The sequence below is a fragment of the Salinibacterium sp. M195 genome, assembly GCF_019443965.1.
Taxonomy (GTDB): Bacteria; Actinomycetota; Actinomycetes; order Actinomycetales; family Microbacteriaceae; genus Rhodoglobus.
This window is the reverse complement of sequence record NZ_CP040814.1, coordinates 191,012-204,136: the sequence shown is the minus strand read 5'-3', so window position 1 is coordinate 204,136 and position 13,125 is coordinate 191,012. Positions and strand designations below refer to the sequence as shown.

General features: G+C 62.2%; 14 protein-coding genes and 1 riboswitch. Of the genes, 5 read left to right on the top strand and 9 right to left on the bottom strand.

Features of this window, described 5'->3' with window-relative positions:
• Nucleotides 1-32: 32 nt before the first annotated feature.
• Nucleotides 33-1,106, top strand: a complete 1,074-nt coding sequence (locus tag FFT87_RS01005) for a LacI family DNA-binding transcriptional regulator (RefSeq protein WP_219949537.1) — start codon at nt 33-35, stop codon at nt 1,104-1,106.
• Nucleotides 1,107-1,114: 8 nt separating this feature from the next.
• Here the strand turns inward: FFT87_RS01005 and FFT87_RS01000 are convergent, their stop codons facing one another.
• The gene (locus FFT87_RS01000; RefSeq protein WP_219949536.1) at nt 1,115-2,443 is read right to left on the bottom strand and encodes an NAD(P)/FAD-dependent oxidoreductase; all 1,329 of its coding nucleotides are present in this window, start codon (nt 2,441-2,443) and stop codon (nt 1,115-1,117) included.
• 144 nt (nt 2,444-2,587) lie between these two features.
• Between FFT87_RS01000 and FFT87_RS00995 the strand changes: the two genes are divergently transcribed.
• Genes FFT87_RS00995 through FFT87_RS00985 form a run of 3 tightly spaced genes read left to right on the top strand, consistent with a single transcriptional unit; the run spans nt 2,588 to nt 5,222 of the window.
• On the top strand, nt 2,588-3,550 hold the full coding sequence (locus FFT87_RS00995) for a metal ABC transporter substrate-binding protein (RefSeq protein ID WP_219949535.1): 963 nt from the start codon (nt 2,588-2,590) through the stop codon (nt 3,548-3,550).
• 29 nt (nt 3,551-3,579) lie between these two features.
• Nucleotides 3,580-4,353 (top strand): metal ABC transporter ATP-binding protein, encoded by a 774-nt coding sequence (locus FFT87_RS00990; RefSeq protein WP_219950643.1) that lies wholly within the window; start codon nt 3,580-3,582, stop codon nt 4,351-4,353.
• Nucleotides 4,350-5,222: a metal ABC transporter permease gene (locus tag FFT87_RS00985; RefSeq protein ID WP_219949534.1), complete on the top strand. Its 873-nt coding sequence runs from the start codon at nt 4,350-4,352 to the stop codon at nt 5,220-5,222. Before FFT87_RS00990 ends, FFT87_RS00985 begins: the two co-directional genes overlap by 4 nt.
• Before the next feature lie 53 nt (nt 5,223-5,275).
• On the opposite strand, the gene FFT87_RS00980 is transcribed toward FFT87_RS00985, so the two are convergent.
• From FFT87_RS00980 to FFT87_RS00970, 3 genes are all read right to left on the bottom strand, one after another.
• Complete coding sequence (locus FFT87_RS00980; protein WP_219949533.1) at nt 5,276-5,962, bottom strand: metal-dependent transcriptional regulator; 687 nt, start codon at nt 5,960-5,962, stop codon at nt 5,276-5,278.
• A 101-nt stretch (nt 5,963-6,063) separates the two neighbouring features.
• Complete coding sequence (locus FFT87_RS00975; RefSeq protein ID WP_219949532.1) at nt 6,064-6,669, bottom strand: hypothetical protein; 606 nt, start codon at nt 6,667-6,669, stop codon at nt 6,064-6,066.
• 254 nt (nt 6,670-6,923) lie between these two features.
• Nucleotides 6,924-8,390, bottom strand: coding sequence for a deoxyribodipyrimidine photo-lyase (locus FFT87_RS00970; RefSeq protein ID WP_219949531.1), 1,467 nt, complete (start codon nt 8,388-8,390; stop codon nt 6,924-6,926).
• Nucleotides 8,391-8,501: 111 nt separating this feature from the next.
• Here FFT87_RS00970 and FFT87_RS00965 point away from each other — a divergent pair, with 111 nt between their 5' ends.
• The gene (locus tag FFT87_RS00965; protein WP_219949530.1) at nt 8,502-9,392 is read left to right on the top strand and encodes a mechanosensitive ion channel family protein; all 891 of its coding nucleotides are present in this window, start codon (nt 8,502-8,504) and stop codon (nt 9,390-9,392) included.
• Between the two features lie 23 nt (nt 9,393-9,415).
• Here FFT87_RS00965 and FFT87_RS00960 read toward each other — a convergent pair whose 3' ends face one another.
• The 5 genes from FFT87_RS00960 to FFT87_RS00940 all read right to left on the bottom strand — a co-directional run bounded on the left by FFT87_RS00960 (nt 9,416) and on the right by FFT87_RS00940 (nt 13,097).
• The gene (locus FFT87_RS00960) at nt 9,416-9,883 is read right to left on the bottom strand and encodes a MepB family protein (RefSeq protein WP_255559993.1); all 468 of its coding nucleotides are present in this window, start codon (nt 9,881-9,883) and stop codon (nt 9,416-9,418) included.
• 341 nt (nt 9,884-10,224) lie between these two features.
• Entirely contained in the window at nt 10,225-11,064 is an 840-nt protein-coding gene (locus FFT87_RS00955; protein WP_219949529.1) for a hypothetical protein, read from the bottom strand.
• Nucleotides 11,065-11,547: 483 nt separating this feature from the next.
• Nucleotides 11,548-11,871, bottom strand: a complete 324-nt coding sequence (locus tag FFT87_RS00950) for a multidrug efflux SMR transporter (protein ID WP_197126173.1) — start codon at nt 11,869-11,871, stop codon at nt 11,548-11,550.
• A 9-nt stretch (nt 11,872-11,880) separates the two neighbouring features.
• A riboswitch (guanidine-III (ykkC-III) riboswitch) is annotated at nt 11,881-11,944 on the bottom strand.
• 64 nt (nt 11,945-12,008) lie between these two features.
• On the bottom strand, nt 12,009-12,635 hold the full coding sequence (locus tag FFT87_RS00945) for a pyridoxamine 5'-phosphate oxidase family protein (protein WP_255559992.1): 627 nt from the start codon (nt 12,633-12,635) through the stop codon (nt 12,009-12,011).
• A gap of 42 nt (nt 12,636-12,677) precedes the next feature.
• On the bottom strand, nt 12,678-13,097 hold the full coding sequence (locus FFT87_RS00940) for a VOC family protein (RefSeq protein WP_219949528.1): 420 nt from the start codon (nt 13,095-13,097) through the stop codon (nt 12,678-12,680).
• Nucleotides 13,098-13,125: the final 28 nt, after the last annotated feature.

Sequence of the window (13,125 nt, the reverse complement as noted above, 5' to 3'; positions counted from 1 at the left end):
TACATTTCCGTAACCTGCGATACTCTGCCTCTGTGAGCAACGGTATGGCGCGGCGACGAGCGACAATCCACGATGTCGCCAAGCAGTCCGGCGTCTCGATAACTACGGTTTCTCACGCCCTGAACGGCAAAGGCGTCATCGCAAAAGCGACTCGCCAGCGCGTTATCGATACCGCTGCTGATCTGGGGTATAGCCCCGATGCGATCGCCCGCGGGTTGCGCAGTCGTCGGTTGGGAATTCTCGGGCTCGTGATCCGGCCGTTGGATACGCTCGGCTCCTATCAACCCGAGGGTGTCGACTACTTTTTGCGCTTTGCGGGCGCAGCCGCGGTGGAGGCCTTGGACCGTGGATATGGACTTGCGCTCATGAGGGATCCCACCGTGGGTAACGCGCCCGGGATTGCTCTGGCCGCCGACGGATTTATCATTTCCGACCCGATTGCGAGTGATCCCGTTATTGCTTTGCTCGACCGCAATGGGATCCCGGTTGTCGCCGTTGGCCGCGATATTGAGCGGCCAGACTTCACCGCCTGGCTAGGCGCAGGCACCGTCACGAATACGGATGCCGTGGTTCGTCACCTTGTGGAGCGCGGTGCCGAACGCATCGCGCTGGTGACCGGTGAAGACAACAACTCGTGGAATGCCGATAGCGAGAAGACCTACCGGGCCTGGGCAAAAAAGTCCGGAAAGGCAGCGCTGGTTTATCACCAAGATGAGGGCTTAGGTGAAGCCGGTGGCCGGGCGTTGGCCCAGGAAATGATCGCATCCGATGCGCTGCTTCCCGACGGCATCTACTGCTTGACCGGCAGACACGCGGCCGGAATCCAAGCAGGCCTGCAGGCTGCCGGATATCAGGTGCCGGACGACATCATGATCGTGGCCGGATCTGACTCCGAGCAGACCCGCAACAGCGCGCCCCCGATTACCTCGATTGATCTGGCCCCTGAAGCTACGGCAAAAGCGGCTGTTGAGTTCTTGGTGAAACTCATCGACGCCGACAGCGATACAGAGATTGTGCCTCCTGCGGTCGGCTACCAGATCCGGGATCGGGCATCCACGCGTCGAGCTCTTCACCCTGCGGCCCCACTCCCGGTGCCGCTCGCATAGCTGCCGGATTAGAGGGGGTTCGCTAACCCCTCGAACGGCAGTTCTTGACCGAGAATGTTCTCGGCCGCGCGGTGGCCTGAGCGCAGCGCTGCAGTGACGGTGGCGGGGTCATCCGTCCACGTTGCTTCGCCAGCGAAGTGCAGAACTCCGTCGATGGGAGTGGCCAGAAGGTCGTGGTCTTCGGGGGTTGAGCCCGGTTTCATGTAGGCGTAAGAGCCGCGAGAGTAAGGGTCATCCTGCCAGCGGGTGACGAGAACGTGGGTGGGTGTTTCGACGCGTTCGCCATAGAGGCCGCGGAGGGCATCCAACACCGATTCGGCGATGCGGTCATCGGTCCAGTGGCGCGCGTCGATCGCGCTTGGACCAGCCGCGAAGGTGAGAAGCGCCGGGATGCCGTGCAGGTCCGTGAGGTCGTACCAGGAATGCCACCACTCGCCGGCGGGGCCCTGTTGGCGAATCGCGTAGACGTTGTCGTCCCAGAACTTGGTGGGAAACCGCAAGAACACTTTCTCGAAATTGTTCATCTCGAATCCGGCCACGGCCGTAGTGAACCAGTTGGGGAGGGCGGGCTCGAAGCTGAGGTCGCCAGACTTCAGCACGCCAATCGGAACCGTAACGACGACGCGGGCTGCCGTGAGGATGCCGCGGGATGAAGTGACGGCGGCCCCGCCGCTCGACCACTCAATCCCGGTCACGACATGCTCGAGACGCACGTCGAGCCCCGTCGCCAGATTCGCCGCCAGCTGGTCAAAGCCGTCGGGGAAGACAACCTCGTCACCCTCCACGGTGTCATCGTCGAGACCGTGCGCATCGAGCAACCCGGCATGCACGCCGTACTGCTCCTCCGAACGGTGCAGCAGAAACTCACGCACGCGAGCGGCGCGGTCGGCATTCCAGTCGAGTGCGGCGAGGGCGGAGTCGACAACGTCTTCGTACGAGTCTCCGAGGGTGGAAGCAGCAACCGTCGCCACGAGCTGCCGGTCGAAGGCGCGAACATCGTCGGCAAACTCGGTGACGTCGCTGTCGCTCAGGCGCTCGCCGTTCGGCGAGTAATAGGCAATGGGGCGGCTATCGGGTTGGTAGCTTCCCACGGTGAATTCGACAGTGCGCATTCCGAAGCCGCGCACGACATCCGTCAGCGGATTGTTGTCGACGCCGTGAATCCAGGATGCCCCACGGTCGCTGATGAGCCCGTCGGAGCGTTCTGTCCACGTGCGGCCGCCCACGCGATCACGGGCTTCGAGCACGACAACGCGTTGCCCAGCCTGCGTGAGAAACCGCGCGGCAGTGAGCCCAGAAACGCCCGCGCCAATGACGATCGTGTCGAAGTGTGTCATGGCGTCAGAGTAGCAACGCCTTCGTGCCACTCGGGCTGCGGCGCACTAGCGAAAGAACGGCAACTTTTGTGCCGCTGCAACAATCTGACAAAACTACGGCTAGACGTACTTTCTTATTGGGCAGCCCCAACATAGGATCAGAAGATGGGCACGGTCACGAACACAGAGCGGCGGAGGAGCATCCGATCGATTCTGTCGTCTGTGCTCGCCGCCGCCATCATTGCAACCCTCGGGGCCTGCACCAGCGCACCGGATGCCGCGGCAACCGTCGACCCCAATGACCAGCGCCCCGTCGTACTCACGACTTTTACCGTTCTCGCCGATATGGCCCAGAATGTGGCCGGCGAGCACCTTCGGGTGGAATCCATCACCAAGGTGGGCGCCGAGATTCACGGCTACCAGCCGACCCCCGGCGATATCGCCAAGGCGGCAGACGCCGACCTCATTCTCGACAACGGCCTCAACCTTGAAGCGTGGTTCGCACAGTTCGTCGACGGCCTCGATGTTCCTCACGTTGTGGTGTCTGAGGGTGTTGAGACGATCAGCATTGCTGAGGATGCCTACGAGGGCCTGCCGAATCCGCACGCCTGGATGAGCCCCCTGAATGCGCAAATCTATGTCGACAATATGGCTCAAGCGTTCGCCGAGCTCGATCCAGGCAATGCCGCCGATTACGCCTCAAACGCCGACAGCTACAAGACTGAGCTGCAAGCAGTGAATGACGAACTCACCACCGAGCTCGAGATCCTCGCGCCCAACCAACGTGCCCTCGTGACCTGCGAAGGTGCCTTCTCCTACCTGGCGCGGGATGCCGGCCTCAGCGAGCACTACCTCTGGGCCGTCAACGCCGAACAACAGTCCACCCCGCGACAGGTCGCCGCCGTCATCGACTACGTTCGCGACAACGAAGTGCCCGCGGTTTTCTGCGAATCGACCGTCTCCGATCGCACCATGCAACAAGTGGTGGAAGCGAGCGATGCCGTCTTCGGCGGCACGCTCTACGTGGATTCGCTGTCGGCAGCCGACGGGCCAGTTCCGACCTATCTTGAGCTGTTGCGGCACGACGCACAACTGGTGATTGACGGGCTGACAGGGGCCCGATCGTGACGCGAGCAGAGCGGACACCCGAAACCGGCGTGGGTGGGGGAGCCGCGGCATCCGCCCGGCCCGACACCCCCGCAATCAGCGTTCGGAACGTCACGGTGCACTACGGCGATGTGCTGGCGCTCGATGACGTGAGCATCGACGTCGCGGCTGGCCAGGTGTGCGGCTTGATCGGCATGAATGGTTCAGGCAAGTCGACCCTCTTCAAGACGATCACGGGGATGGTGCGCCCCGACCGCGGGGGTGTCACGCTGGCTGGTCGTGCGCCCGCCATCGCGCGCAAGGCTGGCACGGTTGGCTACGTTCCGCAGAGTGAAGAGGTGGATTGGGCGTTCCCCATCTCGGTGCGCGATGTCGTGATGATGGGTCGCTACGGTCACATGGGTTTCACGCGCAGGCCCCGGCCCGCCGACCGTGCAGCCGTGGATGACGCACTCGCCAGAGTCGAGCTCACTGATCTTGCCGACCGCCAGATCGGGCAACTCTCTGGTGGACAAAAGAAGCGGGCCTTCGTCGCTCGAGGAATTGCTCAGGAGGCGAGCATCCTGCTGCTGGATGAACCATTTGCTGGTGTGGACAAGCGTTCAGAAGCAACCATCACGGCAGTGTTGCGCGAGCTCGCGAGCGACGGAGCAACAGTGCTCGTGTCGACGCACGACCTCAACGCGCTGCCGCAGCTTGCCGATGAAGCGATTCTGCTCATGCGCAGCGTTCTCCTGCACTCCACTCCGGCCGAGGTGCTGAAGCCCACCAACCTCGCGCGCGCTTTCGGTCTCGACAGCCACGCACGAGAGGAGAATGGATGAGCCCCCTCGACTTTCTTCTCGAACCGCTGAGCTACGACTTCATGCAGCGGGCTATGGCAACGAGTGTGATTGCCGCGATCGTCTGTGCCGTGCTGTCATGCTGGCTCGTGCTCGTCGGCTGGTCGCTCATGGGCGACGCCGTCTCGCATTCCGTGTTGCCCGGAGTGGTTCTGGCCTATGTGGTCGGGGCGCCGTTCGCGCTTGGTGCCCTCATCTTCGGCTTCCTTGCTGTCGGCCTCATCGGTGCCGTGCGCAATACCAGCCGCATCAAAGAGGATGCTGCAATCGGCATTGTTTTCACGACCCTGTTTGCGCTCGGGCTTGTGCTCATTTCAGTGATCCCCTCGCAGACCGATCTCAACCACATCATCTTCGGAAACCTGCTCGGAGTCTCATCGGCAGACCTGCTTCAGGTGGTGATTCTGGGTGTCGTGACGTTCAGCATCCTGATCATCAAGCGTCGTGACTTTACGCTCTACGCCTTCGATGCCACGCACGCCCACGCCATCGGACTAAACCCCAAAGTGCTCGGCGCCGCCCTGCTCGGCCTGCTCGCGCTCACCTCGGTCGTCGCCCTACAAGCGGTCGGGGTCGTGCTCGTCGTGGCATTGCTCATCATCCCCGGCGCGACCGCGTACCTGCTCACCGACCGCTTCGCGCGCATGCTCGTGATCGCCCCGGCGCTGTCGGCGCTCGCGGCAATCGTCGGGCTGTACCTCAGCTATTACCTCGACACGGCATCCGGTGGAATGATCGTGCTCGTTCAGGGCTGCATCTTTGCGCTCGTGTATCTCTTCAGCCCGAAGCAGGGGCTGATCGGCAAGCGCATTGGTGCGAGCAGGCGGCGACGGATGCTCGCAGCGCGCTAGCTCGCGAGTCGCTGGCCAGCTCGACCGCGGTTCGCTCGGTAGCTCGCTCGCCGCTATTCGGTGAGAGCGCCGCCCGAAACGTAGAGGGCATCGCTGGCGCCGCGGCCGAGAGCGATGCCGTCGCCAACGCCATTGACCTGCACGTCGAGCGCGTCGGAGTACGGCGCGCCCGCACTGACACTGAGGGTCGCTTCGAACACGATGCCGCGCTCTTCGAAGAACTTGAGCAGTTCGGGATCCTCGTCGGAAATACGCTCGATGACCACGGTGCTGCCGGGGGCGATGCGGCTCAACTGCACGGCATCCGGGATCGTCACGATGCCATCGGCGCTCGGGATCGGGTCACCGTGCGGGTCGCGGGTGGGGTGTTCGAGAAACTCGTCAATGCGCTCGACCATGAAGTCAGAGACGGCATGCTCAAGGTTTTCGGCCTCATCGTGAACCTGATCCCAGCCGTAGCCGAGCACGCTCACCAGAAAAGATTCGATCAGGCGGTGGCGGCGAACCATGGCCACAGCGTGAGCACGACCAACATCGGTGAGAGCGATGGAGCCGTAACGGGCGTGATCAAGGAAGCCCTGATCGGTGAGGCGACGCACCGCATCCGACACGCTCGAGAGAGTGAAGCCAGTTTTCTCGGCGATTACCGTGGCCGTGACGGGAACATCTGACCATTCAGAAAGGCCCCAGACCGCCTTTAAGTAGTTCTGGGTGCTGACCGAGAGTTCCGTGACTGACATGCGTCAAGCCTAAGCCGAAGATTCAACTACGGCGAGACGTAGTTAACGAAAGCTTGCCCTCGCCCGGAGAACATCGGGCGAGGGCAAGCGGGTGAAGAAAGTTAGTTGAACATTCCGTCGAGACCAAGGTCACCAGTGATGTCACCGATGAGGTCGTCGGTGTCGACAACACCGTCGAGGATGTCGTCAACGTTCACAACGTCAGTCACATCGGTGACCACGTCAGTAGCGTTGTCCACAACGTCAGTTACCTCTGCAACGTTGTCGACAACATCGGTGACCTGAGTTGCGTTGTCAACGACATCAGACACGTTGGCGTCGTTCGCTACATCGGAGACGTTCGCTACATCGGAGACGTTCGCGGAGTCGCTCACGTTGCCTACTGCGGTGTCGTTGCCCGAGGCTACGGGGGCATTTACTTCGTTGCCTGAGGCGACGGCGTTTCCGTTGAGGAGGCCACCGTTCAGGATTCCGCCGCCCAGGATGTCGCCGTCGAGGGCGCTGCCTCCGAGTAGGTCAACGTCGCCGACGTCGGGTGCAACGACGACGGGGGTGTCGGTGCTGGTGGAGTTTGAGTAGGAGTAGTCCTTCGTCGAGGAGTCGCTGTCGCCATTTGCTGCCATGGCGGGAGCAACGGCTCCAACTGCGATCAGTGCTACTGCGGTAGCGGTGGCGCCGATCGTGGTCTTCTTCGTGAATGCGTTCATTACTGAACTCCTTCTTACGTTGGTGACCTCCGTGGAGGTCCTGCTTCTCGAGGCTTTCTCGAGCCGCAATGAGTACTCCGGAGCGCGGCTGTAACCGGTTTGGGGGTCAGTGTGGTTTTCTTCAGAATCGACGAAGGTGAGGGTCGGATGTCGCGGCATTCGCCCCTGAAACCCGCATGTTTCCGGGGCTGTTGGACCACCTGAGCGTCACCTGAGGGGGAACTGAAAAACCGCCGGGTGCTGCATCCGGATGCTTAGTTTGACGCTGCTGCTGCTTTCACGGCCGTGTAGGCCTCGAGCGCTTCGCGACGGGTCTCGGCGAGATCCACGATGGGGGCGGGATACGCGTCGGTGCCGAGTTCGGGGATCCAGCGGGCAACGTATTCGCCAGTGGGATCAAACTTTTTCTGCTGCAGCACCGGGTTGAACACGCGGAAGTAGGGGGCGGCATCCGCACCAGATCCGGCAACCCACTGCCAGTTGGCGGGGTTGCTGGCCTCGTCGGCGTCAACGAGGGTCTCCCAGAACCACTGTTCGCCTGCTCGCCAGTCGATGAGCAGGTTCTTGATCAGGAAGCTCGCGACGACCATGCGCACGCGGTTGTGCATCGTGCCGGTGTGCCAGAGTTCGCGCATCCCGGCGTCGACGAGGGGGATGCCGGTGCGGCCGCGACGCCACGCCTCGACCTCGTCGATTCCGGCGGGTTTGTCGACGGCGCCGATCTCGTCGACGGTGTAACCCCAGGGGAACGCGTTGTAGGCGGGGCGGTAGCTGTCGGTCGCGAGCCGCGGGTTGTCGAAGAGAAGGGCGGTGGAGAATTCGCGCCAGCCGATCTCGCTCAGGAACTTGGCGATGTTCTTGCGTGCGGCGGTCGGCACGTCGGCGGAGCCGCTGTCTGCATCTGGGCCGGTGCCGGAGCCGCTGCCATTGCCGCGCAGCCGGTTCCACACCTGGGTGGGGCTGATCTCCCCGAACCGCAAGTGCGGGCTCAGGCCGCTCGTGGCCTCGACGGCGGGCTCGTCGCGGCGGTGATAGTCGGCGAGGCGTTCTGCGACAAAACTCTCGAGGCGATCGTGGGCGCCATCTTCGCCGGGAGTCCAGGCTTCGCGCAGCCCCTCGGCCCAGTCGGGGCGGGTGGGGAGCAAATTCCAGTCGGCGAGGTCATCGCACGCGGGGGAGTCAGCGGCCCAGCTCAGCTCGGCTGCGGTCGGCGCAGGCAGCGCGTCCCGCACCGGGCGATCTTGGGCGGCACGCCAATACGGAGTGAAGACCTTGTACGGCTCGCCCTGCCCATTGCGAATCTGCCACGGCTCGTTCAGCAGATTGCCCTGATGGCTCTCGACCGCGAGCCCCTGCTCGCGCAGTCTCGTTTTGAGGCCGGCGTCAATATCGCGGGCGGCCGTGTAGCGACGGTTCCAGTGCACCGAGGCGGCGCCGAGCTCGTCCACGAGCGCCGGCAGCACCTGCGCGGCTGGGCCGTGACGCAGGGTTAGTTGGCCGCCTAGATTCTGCAGGGCGGCATCCAGAGCAATGAGGCTGTGATGCAGCCACCACTTGCTCGCTGCACCCAGCGGTCGGATGCCGTCGCCGGTTTCATCATGAATGTAAGCGACAACAAGCGGTCGGCCTTCGCTCGCGGCCGCCGTTAGCGCAGGATTGTCGGCTAGTCGCAGGTCGTTGCGCAGCCACACGATGGAGGGCTGATTCTGGTTTCCGCTCACCCCTCAACGCTAGCAATTGTTGGTGAGTTCGGGCGGAGGGCGTAGGCGTATACTCGCGCAGAACATTCGGTGTCGTCGATGGAGACGACGTGAGAAAAAGGGGACCGGGCGATGACAACTTTCAGTGTGCGGCTGGAGCCGGTCGATTTCAGCGATGTGTTCGAGCGGGTGCAGAACATCTTCACATCGCTAATTCTGGCCCTGCCCAACGTGGTGCTTGGCGTTCTGACTTTCCTCGTCTTTTGGGCAATCTCGTGGCTGGTGGCGAAACTGGTGCGTGCGGGGGTGAAGCGTGCAGGTCGCCCCAAAGGTCTGCAGGTAGTCCTGAGCAGGCTGGTGGCGTGGGCGATCCTGGGGTTCGGGTTGTTGGTGGCCCTGACCGTGATTTTTCCCACCATCACTCCGGCCTCGCTCTTTGCCAGCCTCGGCGTTGGTGGTGTGGTGATCGGTTTCGCGTTCCGCGACATTTTTCAGAACCTGTTGTCGGGCATCCTGATCTTGATTACTCGACCATTCCGAATTGGCGACCAAATAGTATCGAGCGATCACGAAGGCGAAGTGGTAGATATCCAGGTGCGCGCCACGCTGATGCGCACGTATGACAATCGGGTGGTTGTCATCCCGAACAGCCAGCTGTATACCGAGCGGGTCGTGGTGAACACGGCGTATGAGACCCGTCGCCTCAGCGTTGAGGTCGGTATCGGCTACGACGACAACATTGCGGATGCTCGCGCCGCGATCATTGGCGCGATTGATGGATTGTCGGGAATCGTCGCTGAGCCCGCGCCGACGGTGCTGGTGAGGTCACTCGGCGACTTCAGCGTGAACCTTGAGGTTCGGTTTTGGATTAATCCACCGGATCGCCGTGAGGCGCTCGAGGCGCAAGATCAGGCTCTCGAAGCGATCAAGCGGGCGCTCGCTGAGGCGGACATTGAGATCCCGTTCCCCATTCAGCAGCTCAAAATTGAAGACGGATCAGCTCACACTCGCGGGGATGGCTGACGGGCGATCTGCAGTCGGCAAGTTCAGTGAGGGCTGAACGGCTGAAAGTGTTCGCACTGCCATTCTTGGGTGCTCTGGGCTTGGCGATTGCGGGTGTCGGCCCACGGCGGGTACACGCGAAAGCCGCGTTTGCCGCCGTGCCCGTCGACTGAGACGATGCCGTGGGCGATCAGGGTGCTGAGCGGGAAGATGAAGGCGCCATGGTTGTTGCCGTCACGAGCGATGACGACAAGGTTCTGGGTGCCGTCGTCGCTGCGCAGCGGTTGGGTGGTGCCGTCGCTGGCTCGGCGCCAGACGGTGACGAAGAGTCCGGGCTTGGTGGGGGTGAGTTTCGCGACCCGAAACCGGGTGCCGGCGGGGGCGGTGGTGAAGGCGCCGTATTCGGCGTTGTCTGGCTCGGGCGCGAGCGGGGTCGTCTCGGGCAGGAGTTCGCCGAGTTCCTGAATGGCGTACGCAACGTCGGGATGCAGCGGAGCAGTGGTCACGTTCATCCATTCGGGTTAGGCGTCGTGTCAGCCTATGCCGCTTGGGCGCCGATTAAATAGTTCGAGGGCCGGTTTCAGAGGCATGAAACCGACCCTCGCCCTTGCACCAAGAGTGTCCTGCAATCACATTCCGCAGTAGCTGCCACAGCAAACAACTTCTGCTCTATGAATGTATAACGGAAACATAACGCTGTCTAGTTACCAATCCGTTATTTTTGGAAAATTTCCAGAAAACTCTGTCTACCCCCAACATTTCTGGGTAAAACAGCTCGAAATTGGGTGCTTTCTGCGCAGATGAGCGGCGACGTTCGGCTGGCGCTCGAAGCGATGCTCGCTCAGGGGGAAAGCTAGTTAAGCGCCACGATCTGTTCGACTGCGGTATCGAGCTGCACCATGCTGCCAAAGGTTGCGCCCTTGAGCGTCATGACGTAATTGGAGCCATCGGCTGAGGGGGCATAGTTGACCACGGTGCCTTCGGGCAAGATCGTGAGCGCGTGCCCGTCTGGTGTCGAGAGGGTGCCACCGGGGGTGGCAAGGCTGAGGCTGGCGGGCTTGCTCTGCGGCGCGATCTGCTTCAGCACAAACTGCACGGTCCCTAAATGTTGAACGAGAGCCATCCGTTCTTCGTCGGCTGATGCGAACGACGCAGGCGCGGCGGCCGGCGCTGGCGCGATGATCTCGGTGGTCTGGCCGGTCTCGCCAGTAGGCGCGCTTTCGGTGGGCGTCGACAGTGCTAAGCCTTCCGAATCAAACGTGAACTCTGTCTGCGCGACCTGGAAGGTTATCGGGGAGTTGAGTGCGGCACCGTTGAGATAGAAGTTGGCCACGAGTGCGGTCATGAGAAGCGTTCCGAAAGCTCCCAGAAGGATGCCAATTATCGGGCTTAGTCGGGCGGTAGCCTCCCGATATCGGTGAAGTTTGAGAGCGTAGAAGCCGTAGGCGATCGCGGTGATTCCCACCGTGGAGGCAATGTATCCGTTCCCTGCTCCCGCCGAAGCGATGGGGAATAGGGCAAGCCCGGCAGCGATGATGCCGAAGAGCAGCGAGAGTCGTCCGGGCCCGTTGCGCACCAACTTCCGCGGGGCGAAAGTGGTCGTCGATTGATTCGACGGGTAACGGTAGCTATCTGCCGGACGATAGTTGTTGTTCTCGGGCGGCGACCAATCCCGTGGTCCAGCTTGCTTCATCGATTCCCCTCGACTCGCACCCCCGCGCGAGCATCACTCAATTCTGGCAGTGCGAGGAGGAACGGCCGATACCCCAGAACGGGTAGATCGCGCGATCAGTTGCGGTTGTAGGCCCGCTTCTGCCATTATGAGCGCGGCAGATTTCCCATATTAATGGGGCCCCTGGATGTGGACCATGAGGTCGCGTTTTCAGACGTCGGTCGTCACTCAGGCGAAGCGCGTCGCAATCTATTCGCGACGACCGACAGGTGCTTCCTTGCCCAACACTCCCTGCGCAAAACTGCGCTATTCCAGCATGACCCAGGCCTACCGCGCGTTGAGCGCGATCTCAGCGTCGAGCAACCCTCGCCGCCGAGAAAGAGCGCTGTACAAGTGCGAACGTTGCCGCACGTTTCACCTGACATCGCAGGCTGGCAATGTCAACAACAGGTGGATGCGCGAAGCGGCGAAGCGCGTGAACGTTCGCGCCCCACTCGCAGCGCCCTAGTGCGCCGTGTCGACCAACTTGAGCCCGACGATGCATCCGATCAGTCCGGTGATGAGCAACACCTTGACCCACGAGATGGGCTCGCCGCCGAACACCATGGCGTAGGTCACGGTCAGTGCAGCGCCGATGCCGACCCAGATTGCGTAGGCGGTGCCGATAGGGATCTCGCGCATGGCATAGCCGAGGCCGCCCATGCTCACGAGAATGGCGACGCCGAAAATCACCGTCGGCCAGAGCTTCGTGAAGCCCTCCGACTTGCCGAGGGCGGTAGCCCAGACGGCTTCGAGCACGCCAGAAAGTATCAGAACAAGCCAGTACACAACAGTCTCCTTGGCCAGTCTTGTCGCGTACCCGGTACTGATCCGTCGTCGGGAGCCGTCGTTGCGGCTACCCGTTTAGCGTATCAAAGCGGGGGTGAATTGGCAGAGCGGCGGCGTTTGCCGCTAGCGGACAGCCGCTATTCGAATGCCCGAACAGACTCAGGCACGCGGATGCCGGAGCGCAGGTCGGGCGAGGCGACAACCTCCACGGCTCGAGCCCCAAACCGCACTTGCCCACCCCAGGAGTCTCCCGCAATGTCGTCGTCGGTGTCTTCGGGCCAGTCGTCGGAGGTGCGCAACGACCACTCCGCGATCGGCAACGCGAGCACGAGCGTCGCGGCGAGTTCTTTCTTGTTGTTGGGGCGCACTTCGGCGCCGCGGCCGGGAATGAGTTTCTCGGTGAGGGCATCGAGCGCGGCCGATTTCTCGTCGCCTTCGAGCATCCGGAACGACCCGAACAGCACGGCACTGCTGTAGATGAGCGACGATTCGAATGCTGAGCGGGCGACGACAATGCCGCCGACAGCTGTGACCGAGATCGCAACGGGCGCTCCCGATACGAGGCGCATCCAGCGCGAGCCGGTGGAGCCGTGCACGATCAGTTCATCGTCGAGGCGCGCTACTGCGGTCGGCAAAACACCCGGGGTTCCGTCGTCGTGAACGTAGGCGACATTCCCAACGATCTCCGAGTCGAGCAGAGCGTCAAGGGCCGCCCGATCGCGCGACATCTTCTCGGGCATCCGGGTGGCATCAGTCGTTGTCATCTGGTCAGTGTGGCACGAGGCCGTGCTCTCCGTTGGTTGGGGTCAGTCTTCACGCAGCCACGGCGTAAAGCACACGCCAATAAGTAGTCCGTCGGCGGTTTGAAGGCGGGCGATCACTTGACCCCACGGTTCGGTGCGAGTGTCGTGGATGAGTTCGTGGCCGGTTTCGACGAGCTCTTTGACGGCACTGGCAACATCGTCAACTTCGAACTCGACAGTGGCGTGGGGAACCGGATGGGTGGATGGCCAAGTCGTGCTGCCGAAACACGATTGTGCGGCGTCGGTGAGTGGCCAGACCCCAAAGTGTTTCGCCCCGGGAATGTCATCTGACGAAACGTAGTCAGATTCCGGTGCGCTCTCGGGTGCCTGAAGTGGCAATCCAAGAACATTCACAAAAAAGTTGTTGTCGCGCGACGAATCAGTAGTGATCGCTGCGAAGCCCGCGATGAATCGAATCTCCATCGTCTCAGTATTGTCCGCTGGTCGTCCG